At 57.6% G+C, this 24395-nt stretch carries 30 protein-coding genes; 10 read left to right on the top strand and 20 right to left on the bottom strand.

The window, feature by feature from the left end:
• Positions 1-11 precede the first annotated feature (11 nt).
• Entirely contained in the window at positions 12-593 is a 582-nt protein-coding gene (locus BM074_RS13425) for a nitroreductase family protein (RefSeq protein ID WP_091923003.1), read from the bottom strand.
• A 125-nt stretch (positions 594-718) separates the two neighbouring features.
• Between BM074_RS13425 and BM074_RS13420 the strand changes: the two genes are divergently transcribed.
• Positions 719-1759 (top strand): hypothetical protein, encoded by a 1041-nt coding sequence (locus tag BM074_RS13420; RefSeq protein ID WP_091922620.1) that lies wholly within the window; start codon positions 719-721, stop codon positions 1757-1759.
• On the opposite strand, the gene BM074_RS13415 is transcribed toward BM074_RS13420, so the two are convergent.
• The 4 genes from BM074_RS13415 to BM074_RS13400 form a co-directional block, all read right to left on the bottom strand.
• Positions 1756-2592: a lysophospholipid acyltransferase family protein gene (locus BM074_RS13415; RefSeq protein ID WP_027232539.1), complete on the bottom strand. Its 837-nt coding sequence runs from the start codon at positions 2590-2592 to the stop codon at positions 1756-1758. The genes BM074_RS13420 and BM074_RS13415 overlap by 4 nt on opposite strands.
• A gap of 95 nt (positions 2593-2687) precedes the next feature.
• The gene (gene thrS / locus BM074_RS13410; RefSeq protein ID WP_091922618.1) at positions 2688-4676 is read right to left on the bottom strand and encodes a threonine--tRNA ligase; all 1989 of its coding nucleotides are present in this window, start codon (positions 4674-4676) and stop codon (positions 2688-2690) included.
• A 110-nt stretch (positions 4677-4786) separates the two neighbouring features.
• Positions 4787-5149 (bottom strand): membrane protein insertion efficiency factor YidD, encoded by a 363-nt coding sequence (gene yidD / locus BM074_RS13405; protein ID WP_091922616.1) that lies wholly within the window; start codon positions 5147-5149, stop codon positions 4787-4789.
• A gap of 8 nt (positions 5150-5157) precedes the next feature.
• Positions 5158-5604: an iron-sulfur cluster assembly scaffold protein gene (locus tag BM074_RS13400; protein WP_091922614.1), complete on the bottom strand. Its 447-nt coding sequence runs from the start codon at positions 5602-5604 to the stop codon at positions 5158-5160.
• Positions 5605-5871: 267 nt separating this feature from the next.
• Between BM074_RS13400 and folE the strand changes: the two genes are divergently transcribed.
• From folE to BM074_RS13385, 3 genes are all read left to right on the top strand, one after another.
• The gene (gene folE / locus BM074_RS13395; RefSeq protein ID WP_091922612.1) at positions 5872-6498 is read left to right on the top strand and encodes a GTP cyclohydrolase I FolE; all 627 of its coding nucleotides are present in this window, start codon (positions 5872-5874) and stop codon (positions 6496-6498) included.
• Between the two features lie 13 nt (positions 6499-6511).
• Positions 6512-6928 carry a phosphoribosyl-AMP cyclohydrolase gene (hisI, locus tag BM074_RS13390; RefSeq protein ID WP_027232534.1) on the top strand — a complete coding sequence of 139 codons (417 nt, stop codon included), beginning with the start codon at positions 6512-6514 and terminating at the stop codon, positions 6926-6928.
• Between the two features lie 179 nt (positions 6929-7107).
• Positions 7108-8073 carry a patatin family protein gene (locus BM074_RS13385; protein WP_027232533.1) on the top strand — a complete coding sequence of 322 codons (966 nt, stop codon included), beginning with the start codon at positions 7108-7110 and terminating at the stop codon, positions 8071-8073.
• A gap of 6 nt (positions 8074-8079) precedes the next feature.
• Here BM074_RS13385 and BM074_RS13380 read toward each other — a convergent pair whose 3' ends face one another.
• Both BM074_RS13380 and BM074_RS13375 read right to left on the bottom strand, forming a co-directional pair.
• Positions 8080-8511 carry a CBS domain-containing protein gene (locus BM074_RS13380; protein WP_027232532.1) on the bottom strand — a complete coding sequence of 144 codons (432 nt, stop codon included), beginning with the start codon at positions 8509-8511 and terminating at the stop codon, positions 8080-8082.
• A gap of 109 nt (positions 8512-8620) precedes the next feature.
• Entirely contained in the window at positions 8621-9355 is a 735-nt protein-coding gene (locus BM074_RS13375) for a rhomboid family intramembrane serine protease (protein ID WP_036814811.1), read from the bottom strand.
• A 306-nt stretch (positions 9356-9661) separates the two neighbouring features.
• Here BM074_RS13375 and BM074_RS13370 point away from each other — a divergent pair, with 306 nt between their 5' ends.
• From BM074_RS13370 to BM074_RS13355, 4 genes are all read left to right on the top strand, one after another.
• Entirely contained in the window at positions 9662-10279 is a 618-nt protein-coding gene (locus tag BM074_RS13370) for a PAS domain-containing protein (RefSeq protein WP_091922611.1), read from the top strand.
• A gap of 146 nt (positions 10280-10425) precedes the next feature.
• Positions 10426-11034, top strand: a complete 609-nt coding sequence (locus BM074_RS13365) for a PilZ domain-containing protein (protein WP_027232530.1) — start codon at positions 10426-10428, stop codon at positions 11032-11034.
• A gap of 86 nt (positions 11035-11120) precedes the next feature.
• Positions 11121-12131 (top strand): prolyl aminopeptidase, encoded by a 1011-nt coding sequence (gene pip / locus BM074_RS13360; RefSeq protein WP_091922610.1) that lies wholly within the window; start codon positions 11121-11123, stop codon positions 12129-12131.
• Between the two features lie 291 nt (positions 12132-12422).
• Positions 12423-13031: a transglutaminase-like cysteine peptidase gene (locus BM074_RS13355; protein WP_027232528.1), complete on the top strand. Its 609-nt coding sequence runs from the start codon at positions 12423-12425 to the stop codon at positions 13029-13031.
• Positions 13032-13084: 53 nt separating this feature from the next.
• On the opposite strand, the gene BM074_RS13350 is transcribed toward BM074_RS13355, so the two are convergent.
• The 6 genes from BM074_RS13350 to BM074_RS13325 all read right to left on the bottom strand — a co-directional run bounded on the left by BM074_RS13350 (position 13085) and on the right by BM074_RS13325 (position 16848).
• On the bottom strand, positions 13085-13612 hold the full coding sequence (locus BM074_RS13350) for a gamma carbonic anhydrase family protein (protein WP_091922608.1): 528 nt from the start codon (positions 13610-13612) through the stop codon (positions 13085-13087).
• 28 nt (positions 13613-13640) lie between these two features.
• Positions 13641-13847: a DUF3126 family protein gene (locus BM074_RS13345; RefSeq protein ID WP_027232526.1), complete on the bottom strand. Its 207-nt coding sequence runs from the start codon at positions 13845-13847 to the stop codon at positions 13641-13643.
• Between the two features lie 103 nt (positions 13848-13950).
• On the bottom strand, positions 13951-14775 hold the full coding sequence (cysE, locus tag BM074_RS13340; protein WP_091922606.1) for a serine O-acetyltransferase: 825 nt from the start codon (positions 14773-14775) through the stop codon (positions 13951-13953).
• A 229-nt stretch (positions 14776-15004) separates the two neighbouring features.
• The gene (locus BM074_RS13335; RefSeq protein ID WP_027232524.1) at positions 15005-15760 is read right to left on the bottom strand and encodes an alpha/beta fold hydrolase; all 756 of its coding nucleotides are present in this window, start codon (positions 15758-15760) and stop codon (positions 15005-15007) included.
• A 12-nt stretch (positions 15761-15772) separates the two neighbouring features.
• Positions 15773-16258, bottom strand: a complete 486-nt coding sequence (locus BM074_RS13330) for a DUF192 domain-containing protein (RefSeq protein ID WP_091922604.1) — start codon at positions 16256-16258, stop codon at positions 15773-15775.
• An 8-nt stretch (positions 16259-16266) separates the two neighbouring features.
• On the bottom strand, positions 16267-16848 hold the full coding sequence (locus BM074_RS13325; protein ID WP_027232523.1) for a cold-shock protein: 582 nt from the start codon (positions 16846-16848) through the stop codon (positions 16267-16269).
• A 271-nt stretch (positions 16849-17119) separates the two neighbouring features.
• Between BM074_RS13325 and BM074_RS13320 the strand changes: the two genes are divergently transcribed.
• Positions 17120-17560 (top strand): VOC family protein, encoded by a 441-nt coding sequence (locus BM074_RS13320; protein ID WP_027232522.1) that lies wholly within the window; start codon positions 17120-17122, stop codon positions 17558-17560.
• 154 nt (positions 17561-17714) lie between these two features.
• Positions 17715-19247: an acyl-CoA carboxylase subunit beta gene (locus BM074_RS13315; RefSeq protein WP_027232521.1), complete on the top strand. Its 1533-nt coding sequence runs from the start codon at positions 17715-17717 to the stop codon at positions 19245-19247.
• A 34-nt stretch (positions 19248-19281) separates the two neighbouring features.
• Here BM074_RS13315 and BM074_RS22745 read toward each other — a convergent pair whose 3' ends face one another.
• The 7 genes from BM074_RS22745 to gatA form a co-directional block, all read right to left on the bottom strand.
• Complete coding sequence (locus tag BM074_RS22745) at positions 19282-19464, bottom strand: hypothetical protein (protein ID WP_139217666.1); 183 nt, start codon at positions 19462-19464, stop codon at positions 19282-19284.
• Between the two features lie 326 nt (positions 19465-19790).
• Complete coding sequence (locus BM074_RS13310; RefSeq protein WP_091922603.1) at positions 19791-19970, bottom strand: hypothetical protein; 180 nt, start codon at positions 19968-19970, stop codon at positions 19791-19793.
• Between the two features lie 73 nt (positions 19971-20043).
• Positions 20044-20409 carry a GFA family protein gene (locus tag BM074_RS13305; RefSeq protein ID WP_027232519.1) on the bottom strand — a complete coding sequence of 122 codons (366 nt, stop codon included), beginning with the start codon at positions 20407-20409 and terminating at the stop codon, positions 20044-20046.
• A 53-nt stretch (positions 20410-20462) separates the two neighbouring features.
• Positions 20463-21638: a BaiN/RdsA family NAD(P)/FAD-dependent oxidoreductase gene (locus tag BM074_RS13300; protein WP_091922601.1), complete on the bottom strand. Its 1176-nt coding sequence runs from the start codon at positions 21636-21638 to the stop codon at positions 20463-20465.
• Positions 21635-22429, bottom strand: a complete 795-nt coding sequence (locus BM074_RS13295; RefSeq protein ID WP_091922600.1) for a YdcF family protein — start codon at positions 22427-22429, stop codon at positions 21635-21637. Before BM074_RS13295 ends, BM074_RS13300 begins: the two co-directional genes overlap by 4 nt.
• The gene (locus tag BM074_RS13290) at positions 22429-22908 is read right to left on the bottom strand and encodes a GNAT family N-acetyltransferase (RefSeq protein ID WP_091922598.1); all 480 of its coding nucleotides are present in this window, start codon (positions 22906-22908) and stop codon (positions 22429-22431) included. The genes BM074_RS13295 and BM074_RS13290 overlap by 1 nt, the downstream gene beginning before the upstream one ends.
• Entirely contained in the window at positions 22899-24380 is a 1482-nt protein-coding gene (gene gatA, locus BM074_RS13285) for an Asp-tRNA(Asn)/Glu-tRNA(Gln) amidotransferase subunit GatA (protein WP_091922589.1), read from the bottom strand. The genes BM074_RS13290 and gatA overlap by 10 nt, the downstream gene beginning before the upstream one ends.
• Positions 24381-24395 lie beyond the last annotated feature (15 nt).

Here is a 24395-nt window from a genome sequence, read left to right as displayed (position 1 = left end):
TTCTTTCCGTCTCAACCCTCCCAGGGACCGGAATATTCGGAAAGAATATCCTTTATCTCCGGCCGCGGACGCTCCGGGACTTTCTGGGCGCAGGTCCCGATATGAACGAAGCCAGCGACACGCTCATGAGGCGCCAGCCCCAGCAAGGTCCGGCCCTTCTCGTCCGAAGCATACCAGTTGCTGATCCAGTTCGTTGCGTAGCCGAGCGCATTGGCCGCCAGCGAAAGGTTCATGGCGGCGGCGCCGGAGGAAAGAAACTGTTCCCACTCAGGAATGTGGTGGTCGACCGGAGAAAAGATCACGCCGATGACCAGCGGCGCCCGAGCAAAGCGTTTCAATTCCTGCTCGCGCCGCTGTTCGGTGAGCGGCCCCTCCCGCTCCTCGGCCAGGGCCGCAAGATAGGTGCCAATCCGCTCGCGCGCTTCGCCGCGATAGACGATGAAGCGCCAGGGTGTCAGGCGCCCATGGTCAGGTACCCGCGAAGCTATGCGGATCATCGTTTCGATCTCGCCGTCGGAAGGAGCCGGAAGCCCGATCGCTGAAATAGGCGTCGAGCTGCGTGTCGACAAGAATTCGATGACGGAGTGGGGCACAGATGTATCCATAATGATCCTGCTTTTGCGATGCGCCGACAATGTGGTGGTTTCTCGGGCCAAGTAAAGGTGCGGCATAGCGAAAAAGCCTTGAAATTGCCATCGGCTTCGGATCAAACCATCACATGGGTGCAGCCAATAATTCCCCGGTGGGGCGGAAAGCTTTCAAATGCGGACATGTCCGCATCGCGATCCTGTTTGCCGGCCTGGCGATCTATGTTCCAGGCGCAACGGCCCAGGCATTGGCGCCGGATCTGCCGCAGACGCCGACGGTTGAACTTCCAACGATTCCCAATCTGCGCGAATATGCCAATCCCAAGGCTCCCGCCAACAACCCGCTGGCAAACGAACCCGAACTCATGCTTTCGGCCAAGCTTTCCGACGATGGCGGCGCCATCAGCCGCGGATTGGTTTGGCGCGTCTTCGCTCCCGAGCCCGGTGCTGACGGCAAGCTCGCCTTGCTTGCAACAGCCAAGGGTGGCACGACCTCTTTCAACCTCGCACCCGGCAGCTATCTCGTGCATGTTGCGTTTGGGCGCGCTGGCGCAACCAAGCGCATCACCATGACGCGCGCCAAACGCTCGGAGACGATGATCCTTGACGCCGGCGGCGTCAAACTCAATGCCGTCCTTTCTGGTGGCGGTCGCATTCCGCCGGATCAGTTGCGTTTCTCCATCTATGAAGACCATGAAGATTCAAACGGCGAGCGCGCGCTCATCATTCCCGATGTGAAGCCGGACTCGGTCGTGCGTCTCAACACGGGCACCTACCAGATCGTTTCCAATTATGGAACGGCCAATGCCGTGATCCGCGCCGATATCCGTGTCGAGGCCGGCAAGATCACCGAGGCAAATGTCGAGCACAGGGCGGCGCAGCTGACGTTGAAGCTGGTACGCGAGCAAGGCGGCGAGGCGTTGGCCGATACGGCCTGGTCCGTGCTTACCACGTCTGGCGATATCGTTAGGGAAAGCGTCGGCGCGTTTGCGTCAATCGTTCTGGCCGAGGGCGACTATGTCATCATCGCCAAGAATAAGGACAAGATCTATCAGCGCGACTTCAAGGTCGTCGCCGGCCGCAACCAGGATGTTGAAGTCGTCGCGTCGGAAGGCGCAGCTACCGCCACCAGCGCCAGCCAACCCGCAGATGGCGAAGAGCCCTTGGATTAGAGCGCGCTTGTTGCCGGGCGGAACTTGGGATCAAGTGAGAAAACGGCGTTGTAGAGGTATTCGAGCATCTGCTTGCGGTCCTCGAGACCCTTCAATTCGTCCCAGCCGATAATCCTGCCGACGTGCGCTTCGATGGATTTTCCCGATAGGCGCCGGAATTCACGAATGAGCAGCGAAATGCGCAGCGTCATCGACACCTTGCTGGCAAGGTGGAAGACACGGCCGTTCTGACCGCCGAAATAGACAGGTATCACCGACGCCTTGGCCTGCTGCACGAGCTTGGCGGGAAATATCTTCCACGGCAGGTCTTCGGCTCGCCCGAAACCCTTGGGCGCAGTTGCAACGCCGCCCGCCGGAAAGACGACGATCGTCACGCCCTCCTTTAAAAGCCGCACGGCCTCATGGCGTGTCGCCATGTTCATTGCCATGGCTTCCTTGGTTTCATTGAAACAGACCGGCAAGGCGTAAGGGCGAATTTCCGGCACCTTCAAGAGATCGTTGTTGATGAGCACCCGAAACGGCCGGCCAAGCTGCTCGGCGAGTGCAAGAGCCGCGATACCATCGCCAATGCCATGGGGGTGATTGGCAATCATGACGAGCGGCGTATCCGGCAGATCGCGCGGCGGCCACTGGTCCTGAACGTCCAGCCGGACATTGATCAGATCCATCATGCGGCAGAAGACATCGATGCCGGCAGGCACGATGTCCCGGCGCCAGATATCATAGAGGCCCGCATAATAGTTGCGGCCCGATATACCCTCGATGGCCCGGATCAGCCACTGGGTCAGGCGCGACTGGGTGTCATTGGCATAGGAGAGTTCGGGAAAGTGCACGTTAGACCTTTGGCTGAAACAAATTTGAACAATTTTCTCGTAATCATGTGACAGCGCGATGAACGTCACCGCGCCGTCATATTTCGACTTTTAGCCTATTGCGCGGCAAGTCGCGCCAAGTCAGGCGGTGTTGCTTCGGCGGTCAGTTGCGCAATAGCTTCATCCAGCGTCAGCGACACCTGGTTCTGCGAGCCAAGGCGACGCATATTGACCGAACGCTCTTCCGCTTCCCGCATACCGCAGACGAGAATGACCGGCACTTTCTGCAAGGAATGCTCGCGCACCTTGTAGTTGATCTTCTCGTTGCGGAAGTCGGTGATGACCTGCAGGCCGGCGGCCTTCAGCTCCTTGGCGACCTGCGCACCGTAGTCGTCAGCTTCGGAGGTGATCGTCGCTACCACGACCTGTACCGGCGCAAACCACAGCGGCATGTGTCCGGAATAGTTCTCGATCAGGATGCCGAGGAACCGCTCCATGGAACCGCAGATGGCGCGGTGGATCATTACCGGCTGCTTCTTCTCCGAAGTCGAGTCGATATAAAAAGCGCCGAAGCGCTCCGGCAGGTTGAAATCGACCTGCGTCGTTCCGCATTGCCAGTCGCGGCCGATGGCATCGCGCAACACGTATTCGAACTTGGGGCCGTAGAAAGCGCCCTCACCCGGATTGATCGCCGTCTTGATCTTGCCGCCCGACTGCGCCTCGATCGTGTTGAGCACCTTGCTCATCACTGCTTCGGCGCGGTCCCAAAGCTCATCCGACCCAACGCGCTTGTCGGGACGCGTCGACAGCTTCACCGTAATGCCCTCGAAGCCGAAATCGGCATAGGTCGTCAGGATAAGGTCGTTGATGCGCAGGCACTCGGTCTCCATCTGCTCGTCGGTGCAGAAAATGTGGGCATCATCCTGGGTAAAGCCGCGAACGCGCATCAAGCCATGCAACGCTCCGGAAGGTTCGTAGCGATGGACATTGCCGAATTCCGCAAGTTTTACCGGCAGATCGCGGTAAGATTTCAAGCCATGCTTGAAAATCTGCACGTGCCCCGGGCAGTTCATCGGCTTCAGCGCGAAAACGCGCTCATCATCCGTTTCATCGCCGGCAACCGTGACCTTGAACATGTTGTCGCGGTACCAACCCCAGTGACCTGACGTCTCCCACAGCGACTTGTCGAGCACCTGCGGAGCGTTGACTTCGCTGTAGCCATGGCTGTCGAGACGGCGGCGCATATAGCTGACGAGGTTCTGGAACATGCGCCATCCCTTCGGATGCCAGAATACAACCCCCGGCCCCTCTTCCTGGAAATGGAAGAGGTCCATTTCCCGGCCAAGACGGCGGTGGTCGCGTTTTTCGGCCTCCTCCAGCATGTGGAGATAGGCGTTGAGATCGGTGTCGTTGGCAAAGGCCGTTCCGTAGATGCGGCTCAGCATTGGATTATTGCTGTCGCCGCGCCAGTAGGCGCCCGCCACCTTCATCAGCTTGAACGAATTTCCGATCTGGCCTGTCGAAGCCATGTGCGGGCCGCGGCAGAGATCGTACCAATCGCCTTGCGCATAGATCTTCAGATCCTGGCCCTCGGGAATGGCATCGACGAGCTCGACCTTGTAGGCCTCGCCCTTCTCGGCAAAAACCTTGCGGGCCTTCTCGCGTGACCAGACTTCCTTGGTGAACGGCTTGTTGCGGGCAATGATCTCCCGCATCTTCTTCTCGATCACCGGCAGGTCGTCGGGCGTGAACGGCTCGTTCTTGGCGAAGTCGTAGTAGAATCCGTTTTCGATGACGGGGCCGATGGTGACCTGAGTCCCGGGAAACAATTCCTGGACAGCTTCGGCAAGGACGTGGGCACAATCATGCCGGATAAGTTCGAGCGAGCGGGGATCGTCACGCGTCAGGATCTCGACCGCACCGCCCTTTTGCAGCGGATCGGAAAGATCGCGCACGACGCCATCGACCGCATAAGCGACCGCCTTCTTCGCCAGTGATTTGGAAATCGATTCTGCAAGTTCCGTCCCCGTCAGATGAGCGTCGTAGTCGCGCTGGGAGCCATCGGGGAAACGCAGGGACACAGTCTTGGCAACTGCCTCGGACATATAACCACTCCTATCCAGTCCCGCCAACGATTGCGGGTGGTGTTGAACAACCGGACTTCCTGCCGGCGAGCGGACTTCTAAAGCCTGTTTCGGCTGGCGTAAAGTACCCCTCAGCTTTTGCGTGAGGCGATCGCCCAGTAGCGCCAGGGCATGTACCAGACATAGCGGCTTTCGAGCGTCGTCGGTACGGGATCGAGGCCCTGGGTTCCGCCTGGTCCGCAGCGCATGAGCCGGAAGAGCCCCATCCACCCACCCGACCACAGTCCATGGCGCGCAATCGACTCGTAGGCGTATTCCGAACAGGTCGGCAGGTGGCGGCAGGAATTCCCGATAAAGCCGGACAGTGTGAGCTGGTAAAGCCGCACCAAGCCGGTACCGAATAGCCGGCCAGGCGTTTTTCGCCAGGGTCCGTTCCAGTTCCTGCTATAGCGGGATGAAGGTCGCGTTTGATCGCGCAGCTTTTGGTCGCACATGGCGCTTGTCAGGCCGCAGCCTCTGCGGTCTTCTTTTCGATCTGGTTGATGCAATCGACGACCGCGTCGAACGTCAGCATTGTGGAGTTGTGGCGCGCCTTGTAGTCGCGCACGGGTTCGAGAAACTTCAGGTCCTCGAAGCGACCCTCGGGCGGTAACCCGTTCTCCTTGAGCATCCTGAACATCGTATCGCGGACCTCGCGCAATTCCTGCGCCGTCGCGCCGATGACATGTCGCGCCATGATCGAAGACGAGGCCTGGCCCAGGGCGCAGGCACGAACGTCATGGGCAAAATCGGAGACAACGCCATCCTTCATCTTCAAATCAACGATAACCGTCGAGCCACACAGTTTCGAATGTGCCGTCGCGGTGGCATCGGGATCTGAAAGGCGGCCAACCCGTTGAATATTCCCGGCAAACTCGAGAATGCGCCCGTTATAAACGTCATTGATCATGATGGATGCCTGTTCTCGACACAGTGTTCATCGCAATTGCGTCAATCCGTATCGTTTTACCCTATGAATTCCATGCTCGATCTCTATATAGTATGTGAGTAGGCCAGCACAAAGTCGAATAGATTAAATTCTCTCTTTCGATAACATGCTGGTGGCGTTGGCAGATCCGTCAATGCTAGCTTCAATACACCGTCCGTTCGCCAGAACGACTATCGTGTATTGCCGTTTAACTCGTCGCTCCTTTGAGGGCGGCTACGGGAGATCGCGATGGATGCGGTAATTAAGAACTTGCAGTCGGCAACGGCCAAGCAGGACAATTCGAAACGCCCCAGTCAACAGGAAGCTGAAGACGCAGTGCGTACGCTGCTGCTGTGGGCAGGCGACAATCCCGACCGCGAAGGATTGCTCGACACGCCGGAACGCGTTGCCAAATCCTACAAGGAACTGTTTTCAGGTTATGGACAGGATCCGGCTGAGGTGCTCGGCCGCACGTTCGAAGAAATCGCCGGCTACGAGGATATTGTTCTCATTCAGGACATCCCGTTCTTCTCGCATTGCGAGCACCATATGGTACCGATCGTCGGCAAAGCCCACGTTGCCTACCTGCCTGATGGCGAGAAGGTCGTTGGCCTTTCCAAGATCGCCCGCGTCGTTGATATTTATGCACACCGCCTACAGACGCAGGAGAGCATGACCGCGCAGATTGCCAATGCCATTCAGAATTCGCTGCAGCCGCGTGGCGTTGCCGTGATGATCGAAGCTGAACACATGTGCATGTCGATGCGCGGAATCCGCAAGTCCGGTTCGACGACGACCACGACCACCTTCACCGGCACCTACAAGTCCGATGTCAACGAACAAGTCCGGTTCATGACACTCGTCAAAGGCCGATAGTCCGGTCACGTTTATGACTGACTTCTCGGAACCGCTCGCTGACAAACATCAGAACGAAGAGGGCGCGGTGTTCGCACCGCGCTTCGACGCGTCCGGGCTGATCACCGCCATCGTTACCGATATAGGCGATGGCCAGCTGTTGATGGTTGCGCATATGAATGCTGAGGCGTTGCGCCTTACCCTTGAGACAGGCATTGCCCATTATTGGTCGCGTTCACGCGGCACGCTGTGGAAAAAGGGCGAAACGTCGGGAAATCTGCAGACTGTCATCGAGATGCACACTGACTGCGACCAGGACGCGCTTTGGCTCAAGGTCCGGGTCGCCGGCGATGGCCCGACATGTCATACGGGTCGCCGTTCCTGCTTCTATCGTCAGGTGGTGACCGCAAATGGAACATCCGCATTGGTAATGCAGTTAGAGACAAAGTAGAGCCTACTTAGCCATAGGGCCAATATGGCCGCGATACCCTCTATGCCTCGTAACCGCCATTATCGACCTTTGTAATCCTATTTCCTTGGTTGGCTAAGGGGTCACAATTCCGCAATATTTATCCTTTGGATACCAATGCAGAGGGATAATGAGCCAGTACGACGTCAGGAGTGTGTGCCATGCTCGAATGGGCATCGCGCCGGTTGCGCGCAGCAGAATCAATCGGCATCAGTGATAGCCCGGGCGTGCAGTTGATCGCACCAGAGCAGCCGCGAGAGCGGAAGACACCCATTGCCCTGGCGCTGGGCGGCGGCGCGGCGCGCGGCTGGGCGCATATCGGTGTACTTCGTGCGCTCGACGAGGCCGGCATCGAGATTTCCATGATCGCCGGAACCTCGATCGGCGCTCTCGTCGGTGGCTGCTATCTCGCCGGCAAGCTCGACCAGCTCGAGGATTTTGCCCGCAGCTTGACCAAGCGCGGCATTTTCAGCCTGCTCGACCTGCGGTTCCGAGGCAATGGCCTGTTCGGCGGCATGAAACTCGACAGGCGGTTACGCGACCACCTCGAAGAGCTTTCGATCGAAGAACTCAGCAAGCCCTTCATCGCCGTCTGTACCGAAATCAACACAGGCCACGAAATCTGGCTTACACGCGGAAGCCTGATTACGGCGATGCGCGCCTCCTATGCCCTCCCCGGCGTGTTCGAGCCGGTGGATTGCAATGGCCGCACCCTGGTTGATGGCGCATTGGTCAATCCGGTGCCGGTATCGGTGTGCCGCGCACATGAGCAACCGCTCGTCGTGGCGGTCAACCTGCACTACGATCAGTTCGGACGCGCTGCGGTCATCAAGCACGCGGCAGAGGGTCCTATCTCGGCGAGGGGCGACGGCGAAATTGCAGCAAGCCGTCCAGCTTCCAAGCGGCTCGGAATTACCGGCGTGATGATGGAGGCATTCAACATCATCCAGGACCGCATCTCGCGGGCGCGTATGGCGGGCGATCCACCTGATATCGCGCTCCTGCCGAAAATCGGCCATGTCGGTCTTGCCGAGTTTCATCGCGCAGACGAAGCGATCAAACTCGGCTATGAAGAGACCATGGCGCGCCTCGGTGAACTCGAGCGCATGCAGAAGCTGGTTTTCTGAGCCTAATCAAGCCGTTGCGATGTAGCTGCGAATCTCTTCGGATTCCCGCTCGACCTCTTCGATACGAAGCTTCACGACGTCACCAATCGACACAAGGCCGTGCAACTGCCCGTCTTTCTCGACCGGAAGGTGGCGGAAGCGTCCGCGCGTCATCATCTCCATGACCTGATTGACCGTGTGGCGTTCGCTGCACACGCTGACCTTGACGGTCATGATTTCCGAAATGGGCTTCGCCAGTGCGTCGGCGCCTTCCGCGGCAATCGCCCGCACCACGTCGCGCTCGGAAAGAATGCCCTTTATCGCTCTCTTGTCATTGCAGACGACAATCGCACCAATCTTGTGTTGGGCAAGCATGGCGACCGCTTGGCCGAGGGTGGTCTCCGGATTCGTATTGAAGACGTCGTAACCCTTGCGTTCGAGTATCATTTTGACTGTCATGTACATCCTCCTTGCACAATCGACATTCGACCGCCGAAATCCCCCAATTACATCCGATGGTCTAGGTTCATCGTGCGCGTAAGTCGCGCTTATTGCAACTACTGAGCAATTATACCAACAGATCTACGTCCGTACGACCACGATCAGGCCTGTCAAACAGGGATATGCCGAAAAAACCCACCAGAAAGCCGCCAATATGAGCTTCCCATGCGATTGTCGCAGAATTGTCCACCCCGACGGAAAGCAGGCCGGTGACTATGTTCGTAACGAACCAGACGCCCAGGAACACAATGACCGAGCGCATGCGCAGGGCAACGCTGATGGGCAGGATATCGCCGACGAATGCTGCGGAATTGCGTGAGTCCGACCTGCGGAAACCGAAGCGGGCGGCCGCGCCCATCATTCCCGAAACAGCACCTGAGGCACCGACGAGCGGCGTCATGCTGTCGGGATAGACGGCAAAATGGGTCAGGACGGCCGCAACGGCCGTAGCAATCCAGAACAATGTTGTGCGCAAGGGCCCTATGCGGGCCGCCAACGGCGAGCCGAATGCGGCAAGCCAGATCATGTTGAGCGCAATATGGGCGAAGCTGCCATGCATGAACGAATAGGTAACCATCGTCAGCCAGGCCGAGGGGGAATAGAACCCGCCATATTGCGAGAAGCGTGCGGGAATGAAGGCAAAATTCAACAGGAGAGTGTCGGCCTGCTGCTCATCAAGGACATATGCCTCGGCGATATAGACGAGCGCGCACAAGCCCATGATGGCGAGAATGATGCCAGGAATATTGAAAACGGGCTCGCGGCCGGTGGTGTTTTTTCGGATGTCCCCTCGCTCGCTCATGCACCGCCTCGTTATTGTTTCCGGGGCAAGCTATCCGGTTCGGGGCGCATCGCCAAGGCAAGCACCAAAAGAAAAGGCCGCTCAGCTGGAAGCGAGCGGCCGTAAGTTTCATGAGCATTCGTATCTGCAATCTCCAATGGGGTCTTTGTCTCACAGACGGAGCCAGCGCTCAATCGAAACCAATTGTTAACGTTAATTGCCAGCCGCGGTGGACCTTGCCACTTCCCAGGTAGCACCTTTCAAGGGCGCCTGTCAGAGTCAGGCGGACAGAAGCAGAATCGCTTCGGCGTCCGGAAAATCGATCTCATGCGGCACGATGATATTGGCAGGCTTTTCGCCTATTGGGACAGGCTGCGCGGACCGCGCGCGGCTCCTGAGCGACGGGAAATTGTACCGGCTGCCCTCGGCGCACGGCTTCCAGACACTTTCATCCTGCAGTCGAGTGGGTCGGGCGAACCCCGTTTCCGGCTGGCCGGCACCCGCATTTGCGCGATTTACGGCAAGGAACTCGGCCGCCAGCCCTTTGCGTCACTATGGCAGCCCAAAGATCGCAACAGCATCCTGCGCCTCGTCAAGAATTGCATGACAAGCAAGACGGCGGTTCAGATCGACTGTGAGGGCCGCAGCGCACGCGGCCGCAAGACCTTGTTCAAGTTCGTCCTTCTGCCGCTCGCCAGCGAGGCAAACGAACGTCATCTCATGGGAATAATTACGGTTGTCGGCCGGCCATTCTGGCTTGAATCCGATGCAATAGTTGAAAATCACATCCAAACGGTCTCTCTTGTGGACCCGCGCCAAACCCGGCACGAGACTGATTTGGTTGTAGCGCCGGAGGCAGTTCTCCCGCCTTCCGCATCGCGCACACTGGTTAGTCGAAAGGTCGGGCATCTACGCGTCATCGAAGGCGGCAGGATCAAGTCGTAGCAATTTCTGCTTCGCGGTTCGCTCCGTTAATGGGCGAGGTTAGCAATTTATGAGCAACCACCAGTTGTTGTTACCTTGGCATTAAGACTTGTGTCTTAGTCTATGAGCACCACCCACCTCCTAGATTCCGCCATCTGGACACCTTTATGCAACTCCACCGTGACGTTCCGAGCCATAGCCCTGCCGCCACGGGCAAATTCTTCAGTGTGAAGGTGCAGCTTTATGGCCGCTTCATGCTCGAAGACCGGACCGAGCACGCCTGCCAGATCGAGGAAATGTCACCCGGCAATGCCATCCTAACCACGGATGTCATGGCGCATAATGGCGAGCGCGTCATCGCCTACATCGATCACATCGGTCGGATTGAAGGTACGGTCGAGCGCGCGGTGCGTGGCGGCTTTCTGATCTCCCTTGTGGCGTCCGACCGCAAGAAGAACAAAATCGCGGCGCAGTTGACCTGGCTTACCAACAAGCATGAACTCGACATGCCGGAAGACCGCCGCCACCAGCGTGTTGCGCCGCGCAATCCGATCAGCACGCTTTCCATGGCCGACGGGCGCCAGTACCCCTGCCGCATCATCGACCTGTCGATCTCCGGCGCTGCCGTGGAAATTCGCATACGCCCTGCCCTCAACAGCGAGGTCGTGCTCGGGACGATGCGTGGCCGGGTCGTCCGGCATTTCGAAGAAGGCATCGCCATCGAATTTGCCACGGTCCAGAGCCGTGACACCATTGGCTTGGCGCTCGAGCACTGAGTTCATTTAATCCGGCTGTCATAATGAATTCACGAATATCGCTGATGACGTGGCGATAATCATCTTAATACTTTTGCGGATTTTTCATGATGCCCCTTTATCCGGAAACAGAAGCGCTTGACAGAGGCATGCTTGCCGTTGGTGACGGCAATGAAATTTACTACGCGAGTTACGGAAATCCGAACGGCACTCCCGCGCTAATCCTCCACGGCGGCCCGGGCTCTGGCCACTCGGCTCGTTCGATCCGCCTGTTCGACCCCGCCAAGTATCGTGTTTTCGTCTTTGATCAGCGCGGCTGCGGGCTAAGTAGGCCGCATGCGAGTGAAAGTACAACTGATCTGAGCGCCAACACGACCGCCCATCTTATTCGAGACATAGAGGTGCTTCGTGAGCACCTCGGCATCGAAGCATGGCTGGTTTTCGGAATGTCCTGGGGTTCGACATTGGGACTTGCCTACGCCCTTCGGCACATCCATCGCGTAACTTCCCTCGTCTTGGCAGGTGTAACGACAACGCGTCGATCGCAGATCGATTGGCTTTACCGGGACATCGCTCCGCTTTTCCCAGAAGAATGGGCGCGGTTCACGGAAGGGGCACGCGCCCTTGATCATGATCGCGATCTCGTCGCAGCCTACTATCGTCTCCTTCAGGGCGACGATAAAGAAACCTGCGAGCGTGCGGCCCAGAGTTGGCACGATTGGGAAGCAGCCTCCATCGGTGCTATCGGTGTGTCGAAGCTTTCGGTAAAATGGTCCGATCCCGCCTTTTGCGTGGCCCGCGCGAAGATCATAACCCACTATTTCCATCACAATGCCTGGCTCGAGGACGGCTACATCCTGAAGAATGCCGAACGCCTCAACGGAAAACCTGGAGTAATGATACAAGGCCGATGTGACCTCGAGGCGCCTTTAGTCACCGCTTGGGAACTCTCGCAAGTCTGGAGAGATGGCGATTTGGTCATCGTTGAAAATGCCGGTCACTCACCCTTCGAGGCCGAGATGTGCAATGCCATTATCGCGGCAACCGAGCGCATGGCAACGCTGCTGTATAAAACAACGGCTGCAAACAATTCTACCGATATGGTTCATCATCGGTGAACATCATTGGCAAGATTGCGGCCTGTTCACGACGCCGGCCTGAGCCCTTTTCCCGAACATATTAATCGATTTTCAATCACGCTTTTCTCACAGTAACCGATGTTTAATTTTATTATACTTTCGAAATTTCATTTATAATCTACTTTAAATAAAACAATAATAAAACTTAATACATGGTTATAGTCAAATTCGTTTATTTTTTGCTACCGATTTGATTCATATTTACTCACATGCATTTCCGGTCGATCAAACTCTCTCTGTCATTGTCGTCTCAACCGGGGAGACGACGGTATGATAAAAAAGACAATCTTGGTTGGAGTGGCGCTGTTGGCTTCCTGCCTGGCGGCTAGCGCAGATCCAGTCAGTTCCAATGCGCCGTTCATGAAGACCGGCTCACGCACATCGCAGCCGATCGGGCATTACGAATTTTGCCAAACCTACAAGAATGAATGCAACATCAAGAGCAGCAATCAGCAGCCCGTTGCGCTGACGTCGAAGACATGGGCCCTGCTCGTGCAGGTCAACAGCAGCGTCAACGCCAAGATCGAGCCTGCAACGGACATGGATATGTGGGGAAAGGCCGAGGTCTGGTCCTATCCGACAACCAAGGGCGATTGCGAGGACTACGTTCTTTTGAAACGCAAACTCATCAATGAAGCTGGCGTCCCGCTGAGCGATCTCCTCATCACCGTCGTGCGGCAGATGAATGGCGAAGGCCATGCGGTGCTGACGGTCCGCACCGACCGCGGCGACTATGTACTCGACAATTTGGAGCCGCGCATCAAGGCCTGGAGTGAAACGAGCTATGACTACCTGAAGCGCCAGGCGACGAACAATACCGGCGCATGGGTTTCGATCAACGACGACCGACAGGTACTCGTCGGCAGCATCGAGCAATAACCGACACCTCGACGCAGAACGCCGACTCCTTCAGCGGAGCCGGTCTTCTTGTGTCAGGCGATCTCCATGCCGCGCATGAAGCGCTTGCCGTTTTCCACATAGTGAAGGGCCGACAGCCTCAAACTTTCAATCGCGGCATCGTCCAGAGTGCGGATCACTTTGGCGGGCGAACCAACAATCAGCGAATTATCGGGAAATTCCTTGCGTTCGGTGACAAGCGCGCCAGCGCCGACGAGTGAATTCTTGCCAATCTTCGCACCATTCAGGATGATCGCTCCGATGCCTATCAGCGAATTGTCGCCAATGGTGCAGCCATGGAGCATGGCGCGGTGCCCGATCGTGCAGCCCTCGCCGATCGTCAGGGGAAAGCCCATGTCGGTGTGCATGACGACATGTTCCTGAACATTGGAACCGCGCCCGACGTGGATGAGTTCGTTGTCGCCGCGCAAAACCACGCCGAACCAGATGCTAGCGTCCTCGCCGAGAAACACCTTGCCGATGATCGTGGCGTCCGGCGCGATCCAGTTCGAACTGCGGCGCTCGAACTGAGGTTCGTGTCCATCCAGGTTGAATATCGGCATGGATGCTCCTTACCGAACGTTGGATGGATCAGAGATCCATCTCCAGGATTGCCATGGAGAAATTGTAGGAGAGCTCGCCTTCGTCCTCATCCTTGTAAATGAGGCCGAGAAATTCTTCACCGATGTAAAGCTCGGCGGAATCGTCCTTGCGCGGGCGTGCCTTGACAGTGAGGTCCATGTTCCGGAACGTGCGCTTGAAATAGCTGTCGAGTTTTTTCAGTTCTTCGGGTTTCACTGGGGTCTCCTGTCGTATTTGCTTGAGCGCTTTTGGCACGCAGAAGTCAGCCGTGTAAAGGGCTGATTGCTGCCACGTGCCGCGTGGAGACCTGTGTTTCCGCTTAGTCGAAGTTTGTTATGAGCTGGTCCATGGCGCGTGAAGGCTCGGCGCAACCGGTCTCGCCGACAACGCGTGCGGGCACGCCTGCGACGGTGACATTATGCGGAACCGGCTTCAGAACCACGGAACCCGCGGCAACCTTTGAGCAGTGACCAATCTCGATATTGCCGAGAATCTTGGCGCCGGCGCCGATCAGCACGCCGTTGCGGATCTTCGGATGGCGGTCGCCCGACTCCTTGCCCGTACCGCCTAGCGTCACGTTTTGCAGGATGGAGACATTATCCTCGATCACAGCCGTCATGCCGACGACAATGCCGGTTGCATGATCGAAGAACACGCCCTGGCCCATCGGCACCATCGGATGAATATCGGTCTGGAACACCGATGACGAGCGGCTTTGCAGATAAAGGGCAAAATCGATGCGCCCTTCCTTCCACAGCCAATGGGCGAGGCGATGCGTCTGAATGGCCTGGAAGCCCTTGAAATATAGCACAGGCTCGATGAAGCGCGTGCAAGCAGGGTCACGGTCATAGACGGCCTGGATATCGACGCGCAGCACTTGCGACCACGCCGGATTGGCCTCCAGCATGGTGTTGAAGGTCTGGCGCAACAGCTCCGATTCCATATCGGGATGGTCGAGGCGCTGCGATATACGGTGGATAACCGCTTCTTCGAGCGACTGGTGATTCAAGATCGTCGAATAGAGGAACGTGGAAAGCAGCGGCTCGTTACGGACGGTCTCTTCCGCTTCCGCCCGGATTGCATGCCAGATCGGGTCCATCTGCTGTACTGAACCGGTCATCTTTATCGGACTGCTTGATGGCATTTCCTAACTCCAGCATTCGGCCAATTTTTATGCTCGTTGGTGAAGCATAAGGCAAAAGTGTTTTCTTGACACGCCAATTTCCAGACCCGGCGGCCAAGAAAAATTGAAGCCTTGATCGATTTGACTGAACCGACAATCCTCAAAATGATGGCGTTCCCATACTCCATACGGGGCGCTCTCGCAAGAAACGATCAGTGATCCTGAGGGTTCCGGATTGCAAGCCTAGAGATTACAGCGGATTCCGTTTGAGAAATTCGATGACCGCCTGCTTGAAGACCTTGTCGCCGACAGCGAGCATATGGTCGCGGTTCGGTATATCGATGGCTTCGCCCCGGGGCATGAGCGCCGCAAGGCGATGCGGGTCCCCGCCGATATCATCCTTGGTCCCGACACCCACAAGCGTCGGCTGCGTTATCCGCGCCATGTTTGCTTCGCTGATTTCCTCCTTGGAGGTGATCACGCAGGCAGCCAGCGCGACCTTGTCGCTCTGGGTCTTGTCGGCGAACATGCGGAACATTTTGCCGCGCGGATGGCTGACGGAATCTGGATCGTCAGCCAGCAGGGCTTCCGCAATGGGCGACCAGTCGCCCGCACCCTCGACCATGCCAATGCCAAGTCCCCCGAAGATCAGGTCATGGACGCGTTCCGGATGATTGAGCGCCAGAAAGGCGCTGATGCGCGCGCCCATCGAATAGCCCATGACATGGGCTTGCGGAATATCGAGATGGTCGAGCAGCGCTGCGGCGTCGCCTGCCATCAAGGTGGGGGTATAAAGCGACCGGTCGTGCGGCTTGTCGGAATTGCCGTGGCCGCGATTATCGATGGCAATCGCCCGGTAGCCCGCTGCAGTGAGGGTCTGGATCCAGCCGGGCTGCACCCAATTGTAGAAGGAGGATGAAGCAAAGCCATGAATAAGCAGGATCGGTTCACCCTCGCCCTCGTCCAGAAAAGCGAGCTTCAGTCCGTCATTTTCGAAGAATTGCATCGGCTGGGTCCGTCAATGACCTATGGCATTTATAGCGGGATGCCGCACCTTATCCCCAATTGTCAAGCCGAGGCGCTTTACGGAACCGGCTTTCACCTCAACGACAAAGCGAACCGGGCCGCCCGAAGATATGATGTCACGCGAAAAAGGCACCGCATGTTCGCGGATTGCAGAGATACGACCATTGTCGTCGAGAAACAGCATGTCGAGCGCAGACGGCGTGTTTTCCATCCACATTGTAACGAGCTGGGATTCGTCGAAGACGAAGAGCATGGCGCTGTCGTCCTTAAGATCCGTGCGGAACATCAGGCCGCGCTCGCGCTCCTCGTCCGTATCGGCAACTTCGACACGAAACGGCACGTCACCGCGCGCCGTATTGATCGTCAGCGGCTTGGCGTCGATTGGAAGGTGCATCGGCCCCTGATCGAGGGCAAGGGCCGGAAAGACTGCAAATACGAGAAAGAGCAGGCTGACGAGAAACGATGCCGGGCGCGACATGGGTGGCGTCAGTGGGAAGCAGGCAACTGCGTGCCGATATCCGGGTGAATCTCGGAAGCCATCAGGCCCTTCTCGCCATGGCCGAAGCGGATCAGAACCACCTGCCCCGGCCGCAGTTCGGTCAGGCCGAAGTGGCGCAGCGTTTCCATGTGAATGAAGATGTCTTCGGTTCCTTCGCCGCGGGTCAGGAATCCGAAGCCCTTGGTGCGGTTGAACCACTTGACGAGAACGCGCTCGAGCCCGCTCGATGGCGTCACCGTCACATGCGTGCGGACCGGCGGCAATTCCGTCGGGTGGACCGCGGTTGAGTTATCCATGGATTTGACGTGAAAGCACTGCATGCCGCGCTCGCCCTGCTTGACTTCGCAAACGACGCGGGCGCCTTCGAGCGCGGTCTGGAAACCGTCGCGACGCAGGCAGGTCACATGGAGGAGTATGTCTGGAAGCTCGCTATTATCGGGAACAATGAAGCCGTAGCCCTTGGCAACATCAAACCACTTTATCGCGCCCGAAACCTCGATAAGGTCCAATCCGTCACTCAAACTTTCACTATCTTGGGATTGCCGGGCTGATACTGGTCTGTCAGACATGAAGCGAGCCCCTCCTCTCCTGCAAGAAACCACTGATTCTCTTCTTCAAGAATAGCACCTGACCGCGGCCAGAGAGCAAGTATGATCTGCCTGTTTTTACTGAAAACCACAGGCAAAACTGTTGAGCATTATCTACAACCCTTGCTCGAACCGCCACAAATTTGTCGAGCTAAATAGTAAGTGTTACGAAACATCCCCGGCCCTCAACCAAAGTTACGAGTATGGTTGCAGCCCCCATCCGATCCACCTGAAAGAAAGTCCGAGGCTAAAGATGCGTTATCTTCACACCATGGTCCGTGTCCGCGATATCGATGAATCGCTTGATTTCTACTGCAACAAGTTCGGACTTGAGGAAGTTCGCCGCATGGAAAACGAGAAGGGACGCTATACCTTGATCTTTCTCGCCGCACCGGAAGACAAGGGACGATCGGCCGCCGAACGCGCGCCTGAACTCGAACTCACCTATAATTGGGACCCTGAGGAATACGCCGGCGGGCGCAATTTCGGCCACCTTGCCTACGTCGTCGACAATATCTACGAGACCTGCCAGAAGCTCGCCGACGAGGGTGTCGTGATCAACCGGCCGCCGCGCGACGGGCATATGGCATTCGTGCGCTCGCCCGACGGCATCTCGATCGAAATCATTCAGAAGGGCCCCGACCTTCCCAAGCAGGAGCCCTGGGCCTCTATGCCGAATACCGGCGTCTGGTAAGCCGGGACTTTCAAAGTCCTGAGCAGTCAATGCGTCAGGCCAATGGAGCGCACGATGTTCCGGGCGTTCCGCGGCGCGACGGTGCCGCAAATACAAACAGCTTCCAAGCACCCTCCTCACCTGATATCAGATCGAAGAAAGTGAGGAGGATGCCATGAAGGACGTGCTGATCGAGCTTGAACGCCGCAGGAAAATTGCCCGGGAGGGTGGCGGTGCGGCACGGATCGAAGCGCAGCACAAACGTGGCAAGCTGACGGCGCGCGAGCGCATCGACATCTTTCTCGACGAAGGGTCGTTCGAAGAATTCGACATGTTCGTCGAGCATCGCTCGACCGATTTCGGCATGGAAGAAACCAAATTTGCGGGTGATGGCGTCGTCACCGGTTGGGGAACCATCAACGGCCGGACGGTCTTCGTCTTTGCCAAGGACTTCACTGTATTCGGCGGTTCGCTTTCCGAGGCTCACGCGGAGAAAGTGCAGAAAATCCAGGATATGGCGCTGCGCACCCGCGCCCCTGTGGTCGGCCTTTATGATGCGGGCGGCGCGCGTATTCAGGAGGGCGTCGCGGCGCTCGGCGGCTATGCCGAGATTTTCCAGCGCAATGTGCTCGCGTCCGGCGTCATTCCCCAGATCTCGGTGATCATGGGCCCCTGCGCGGGCGGCGATGTCTATTCGCCGGCGATGACCGATTTCATCTTCATGGTGCGCGATACTTCTTACATGTTCGTGACCGGGCCTGATGTGGTGAAGACCGTTACCAACGAGACCGTTACCGCCGAACAGCTCGGCGGCGCCTCGATCCATACGACGAAATCCTCGATCGCCGACGGCGCATACGACAACGATGTGGTAGCGCTGTTGCAAATGCGCCGGCTGATCGACTTCCTGCCTGCCTCGAACACGGCCACGCTTCCCGAGATCGAATGTTTCCAGTCAACCGACGAGCCGGACCACTCGCTCGACCGGCTGGTCCCGGATAATGCCAACAAGCCCTATGATATTAAGGAGCTGATCCGAAAGACTGTCGACGAAGCCGATTTCTTCGAGATCCAGGAAAGCTTCGCCAAGAATATCGTCATCGGCTTTGGCCGCGTCGAGGGCCGAACTGTCGGAATTGTCGGCAATCAGCCCATGGTGCTTGCTGGCGTCCTCGACAGCGATGCCTCCCGTAAGGCGGCCCGGTTCGTGCGCTTTTGCGACTGCTTCAATATCCCGATCGTCACATTCGTCGATGTGCCGGGGTTCCTGCCCGGCACCGCGCAGGAATATGGCGGGTTGATCAAGCACGGGGCGAAGCTGCTCTTCGCTTATGCCGAGGCGACTGTCCCGAAGATCACCATCATTACGCGCAAGGCCTATGGCGGCGCCTATGACGTGATGGCGTCGAAGCACCTGCGCGGCGACATCAACTACGCCTGGCCCTCAGCCCAGATCGCCGTCATGGGTGCCAAGGGCGCCGTCGAGATCATCTATCGCAAGGATATCGGCGACGCCGAGAAGATCGCCGCACATACGAAGCGTTATGAAGACAGATTCCTGTCACCATTCGTTGCCGCGGAACGCGGTTATGTCGATGAAGTGATCATGCCCCATTCCACGCGAAAGCGGGTCGCAAGGGCGCTACGCATGCTGCGCAACAAGAATTTGGAAAATCCATGGAAGAAGCACGATAATATTCCGCTGTAATCGTGCTTCTTCCAAATATGCAAGCGCAGGAAACTTAACGGCGGAAACTAAAGCCGCCGCTGGACTCGCGCAATATCTGCGAAATCGTCCGGCTTTCGCCAGGCTGGCTCAACTTCTTGGTCGCCTTGATCAAGGTCGGCTTGGCTTTTGTAATGTTTGCAATCTTCAGTACATTTGTATCTGGCAATGATGATGTGTCTTTAGTTATTGTTATCATTCCGCAACATCTCCACTTCGAACTACTCCGTCAAACAGAGTACTCTTCCCTCAGCAGACGCATTTGTCCGCTGCATGCTACATAAATAGGAGATCTAAACCGATTTAACAAATCACTCTTTGTATCGAATTTTGACCTATATTTGAATAAAACCAGTAGATTGCGAATAGTTTCCCCGCCGATGAATAAGCATCCTGTTCATTGCGTAAAAGCGGCCCCACGCGTAATAAAATTGCGCTCACGGGATCGTAGGGGCCTGGAAACGCCGGGATAAGGCGGTCAGGATAAGATGCTGGCCGTTACAGACAAAGTCGTTCAGGAACCGTTCAGCTTGCGGTAATTCCGACCTTCTTCTGAATTTCGTCAGTAGTTTCCTTGACGAAGAAGGTCAACCCGGCCGTGATCGTTACAATATGCGTTCCGGTACCATAGGGATTGAATGAAACAACGTGATTGAAATTTACGGTAACGTGGTCGCCATTAACGTCAGTCAGATTGATCCACATGGCCTGCCTCCCAGTTTGACTGAAACATCGCCCCGGGGTCAGGGAAGCAGGATTCTCGACCGGAGGCAACGACTTACCAGAGATTTCTCCCGTCAACCGTTTTGACCGGCAGCGAGGCGATATCGAAATCGTCGAACAGCCGAACATTGACGCTGGTGCGCGGATGTTCGAAATCCGGCTTTAAGTCGACCCAGGTCGGCAGTACCGAGAACGTGCCGCAACCGCATACGAGGCAATGATGGTGTTTGCTGAAGCCTCTGCGCGAGTAAACGGCATCCGCTTCGGGCGTTATCGAGAGCTTGACCTGATCCGGCGTGTAATAGGCCCACAGCGCCCCGCGCTTGGTACAGAAGGTACACGTGCAGGCGGTTACGGATGCCGGCTTTTCACTGACCTCGAATTTGATGGCGCCGCAATGGCAGCTTGCATGAATGGTCATGATTGCCTCCCTCAGGCGAAATAGTCATCATCAGAATTTCAGCTTATGCAGGTTTATGCAACCTGACCCGCCGCCCAGCCTGACGACCAGGCCCACTGGAAATTATAGCCGCCGAGCCAACCGGTTACATCGACAACCTCACCGATGAAATAAAGTCCCCTGTGCGACTTTGCCTCCATCGTTTTCTGGTCGAGATGGTCTGTGTCGACGCCCCCGAGCGTGACCTCCGCCGTGCGATAGCCTTCCGAGCCGGCCGGCTTGACCTGCCAATCGTTCACGGCCTTTTCGACGGCCAGGAGTTGCTTGTCCGAAAGGTCGGCAAGGTGCGTATCGATCTTGCTGTTTTCCGCAATAAGCTGCGCAAGTCGCTTCGGCAGAAGCTCCGCCAGCGCAGTCTGCAGGGCTTGTTTGCCATTGCGCGAGCGCGCGCCGCGCAAGGCCTCGAAGACCTTGGTGCCAGGCAGCATCGCCACAGAGATCGTATCGCCTTCCCGCCAAAAAGACGAAATCTGCAGGATCGCCGGGCCGCTGAGGCCGCGATGCGTAAAGAGCATCGCCTCGGCAAAACTGGTGCGTCCATGCGTAACCACCGCATCAACCGAGACGCCAGAGAGGGGCTTGATCGGTGCAAGCGTCTTCTCGTCGAAGGTCAGCGGCACCAGCGCCGGCCGGGTCTCCGTGACAGGGATACCGAACTGGCGGGCGATATCGTAGCCAAATCCAGTCGCACCCATTTTCGGAATGGATTTTCCGCCGCAAGCGACAACAAGCGATGCACACCTGACCTTCTGCCCATCGAGGTCGATACTGTAGCCCTCGGAGATCGGTTCGATTGAACTTGCCGTTGTGCGTAGACGCATTTTCACGCCCGCACGCTTCATTTCCGTGACGAGCAAGTCGATGATCTGCCTGGACGAGCCATCACAGAACAGCTGTCCCAGCGTCTTTTCATGCCAGGCAATGGCGTGACGATCGACGAGGGCTATAAAATCCCGCTGCGTGTACCGGCGCAGGGCCGATATGCAGAAGTGGCGGTTCTTGCTGATGTAATTCTGCGGCGCGGCATTGAGATTGGTGAAGTTGCAGCGCCCACCCCCCGATATCCGGATTTTCTCGCCGGGCGCAGCGGCGTGATCGATGATCAGCACTGAACGTCCGCGTTTTCCCGCTTCAATGGCGCACATCATGCCGGCAGCCCCGGCGCCGATGATAAGGACGTCCACCTTCATGGCGAGGGAACCAGTTGGTCGATACGTCCGGTCAGCCGATAGACAGCAAGACCAATCCATTCGCGCAGCGCCATAGAGAGGTTCTGCAGCGAATCCTGGGCATTGTCCTGGGCGATGCCGAGGTGCTCCTTGCCCGAAGTCCGGTAATCGGACGGCCACGGCAGGACATTGAAGCCAGCTTTGCGAAAGAGGCCCATCGAACGGGGCATATGAAACGCCGATGTAACCAGTAGCCAGGTTTGGTCGGGCTTCGCGTCAACCATGGCTTTGGTGAACATTGCATTCTCGTAGGTGTTGCGCGACTTGGATTCGAGCAGAAGGCGCTCGGGCGCGACGCCAAGAGCAGTCAGCAAGCGCGGCGCGGTCACGCCGTCCGCTTCTCCGTCGAGGATCAGGTCACCCGCACCACCGGTGACGACCACCTTTGCCTCTGGAAAACGCCGCGCGAGAATGGCCGCCTCGATGAAGCGATCGCCGCTGCCGTTGAGCTCATAGCCGCCACGGACGAGATTAATTCCGGCCTCGAAGCCGCCGCCGAGGACGATGATGCCGTCGATCCTGTCCGGCATGGTCACAGGGCGCTGGAAGCGGTCTTCAAGCGGATGCATCATCAGTGCGCCGACCGATGTCAAGGCGCCGACGCCGAGAATAAGAAACGACAGGCCAGCCGTTGCCAGTGCGAGGCGCCTGCGAGACAGGAGAATTGCCAGAAACGCCAGTCCCGCCAGCAAGATCGAGAAGTTGAGCGGCTGCGCAAAGAACCAGAAGATTTTCGAGGCGGCAAAGAACATCAGCCAAGCTCCGCCAGCATGTGCACCTTCTCGATTTCGCGCTCAAGGCTGGTCGACCATTCAAGGCCCTGTTCGATGATCGCGAAACCCTCGCGCCGGTAAAGCCGAATGGCGCCGGAATTGCGGGCATGCGTGCTGATGCGGGCTTTCGCATATCCAGCATCTGCTATCGCTATCTTGAGAACCCGCAGGAGTTGCGAACCAATGCCCTGCCCCTGAACGGCAGGTTCGACCCAAAGGTCGGAAATATAGTCATTATCCTTTTCGCGAGCACCCCATCCGACGATGGTTGTATCGACTTCGGCAACCGTCACGTGCTGATAGGAACTTTCGGCAAAAGACTGAAACGCCCGTTCGACATGCGAACGCATGCCCGGCAATTCAGGCTCGAACGAGAAGATATTGGATGCCCAGGCGCGGGAGCCGACTGCGGCAATTGCCGCGATGTCGGCTTCTGTTGCGCGCCTGATTACCACCATTTCGGAGCGGTGAATTTTCCGGCTGCCTGCTCGATGACGTAGCCCGCCTGAAACAGCGTTTCCTCATCGAACGGCCGCCCAATGAGCTGCAATCCAAGCGGCAGACCCTTGGCGTCGAGACCCGCGGGTATGGCGATGCCGGGCAGGCCGGCCATGTTCACCGTGACGGTGAAGATGTCGTTGAGGTACATTTTCACCGGATCGGCCGCCATGTCCTGATCGGCGATGCCAAATGCCGCCGATGGCGTAGCCGGCGTCAGGATCGCATGGACGCCCGCATGGAAGGCATCCTCGAAATCCTTCTTGATCAGCGTGCGCACCTTCTGCGCCTTCAGGTAATAGGCGTCGTAATAGCCGGCGGACAGCACGTAGGTGCCAATCATTACGCGGCGCTTCACCTCTTCACCGAAGCCGGTGGCGCGCGTCTTCTCATACATATCGACGATGTCCTTGCCCGGCACGCGCAGGCCGTAGCGTACGCCGTCATAACGGGCAAGGTTCGACGATGCCTCCGCCGGCGCAACGATGTAGTACGCCGGGAGCGCATATTTCGTGTGCGGCAAGGATATGTCGACGATCGAAGCGCCTGCATCCTTCAGCCAGGCAATGCCCTGTTGCCAGAGCTTTTCGATCTCCTCCGGCATGCCCTCGACGCGGTATTCCTTCGGAATGCCGATCTTGATGCCGGCGAGCGGCTTGCCGATGGCGGCTTCGTAGTCCGGAACCGCGATATCGACCGAAGTCGTGTCCTTCGGATCGACCGAAGCCATGGACTTCAGCAGAATCGCAGCGTCGCGCACGTCCCGTGCGATCGGCCCGGCCTGGTCCAGCGACGAGGCGAAGGCAACGATGCCCCAGCGCGAGCAGCGGCCATAGGTCGGCTTGATGCCGACGGTGCCGGTAAAGGCCGCGGGCTGGCGGATGGAACCGCCGGTATCGGTCGCCGTCGCGCCGGCGCAGAGGTGAGCCGCAACGGCAGCAGCCGAACCGCCGGACGATCCACCCGGTACGAGGTCCAGATTCGAGCCATTGGCACGCCACGGGTTCTTTACGGGGCCGTAAAAGGAGGTCTCGTTCGACGAGCCCATGGCGAACTCGTCCATGTTAAGCTTGCCGAGCATGACGGCGCCGTCAGCCCAGAGATTCGCCGTGACGGTCGATTCATAGTGCGGCTTGAAGCCGTCGAGAATGTGCGAACCTGCCTGGGTGTGCACGCCTTCGGTGCCAAACAGGTCCTTGATACCGAGCGGAATGCCTTCAAGCGCCCCCGCCTGCCCGGTTGCGAGCCGCGCGTCCGATGTCTTGGCCATTTCCAGCGCCTTTTCCGGCGTCTGAGCGACATAGATGTTCAGGGCATCGTTCGCGTTCTCGATCGCCTGAATATAGGCGCCAGTGAGTTCCGTGGCGGTGATCGCCTTCGCCTTCAACTGGTCGCGCGCCTCGGCAATGGTGAGAGCGGTCAAATCGGTCATATCAGAGACTGGTCC

Source organism: Phyllobacterium sp. CL33Tsu (assembly GCF_900113985.1).
GTDB lineage: Bacteria > Pseudomonadota > Alphaproteobacteria > Rhizobiales > Rhizobiaceae > Phyllobacterium > Phyllobacterium pellucidum.
This window is presented reverse-complemented; position numbering and strand designations above follow the sequence as displayed.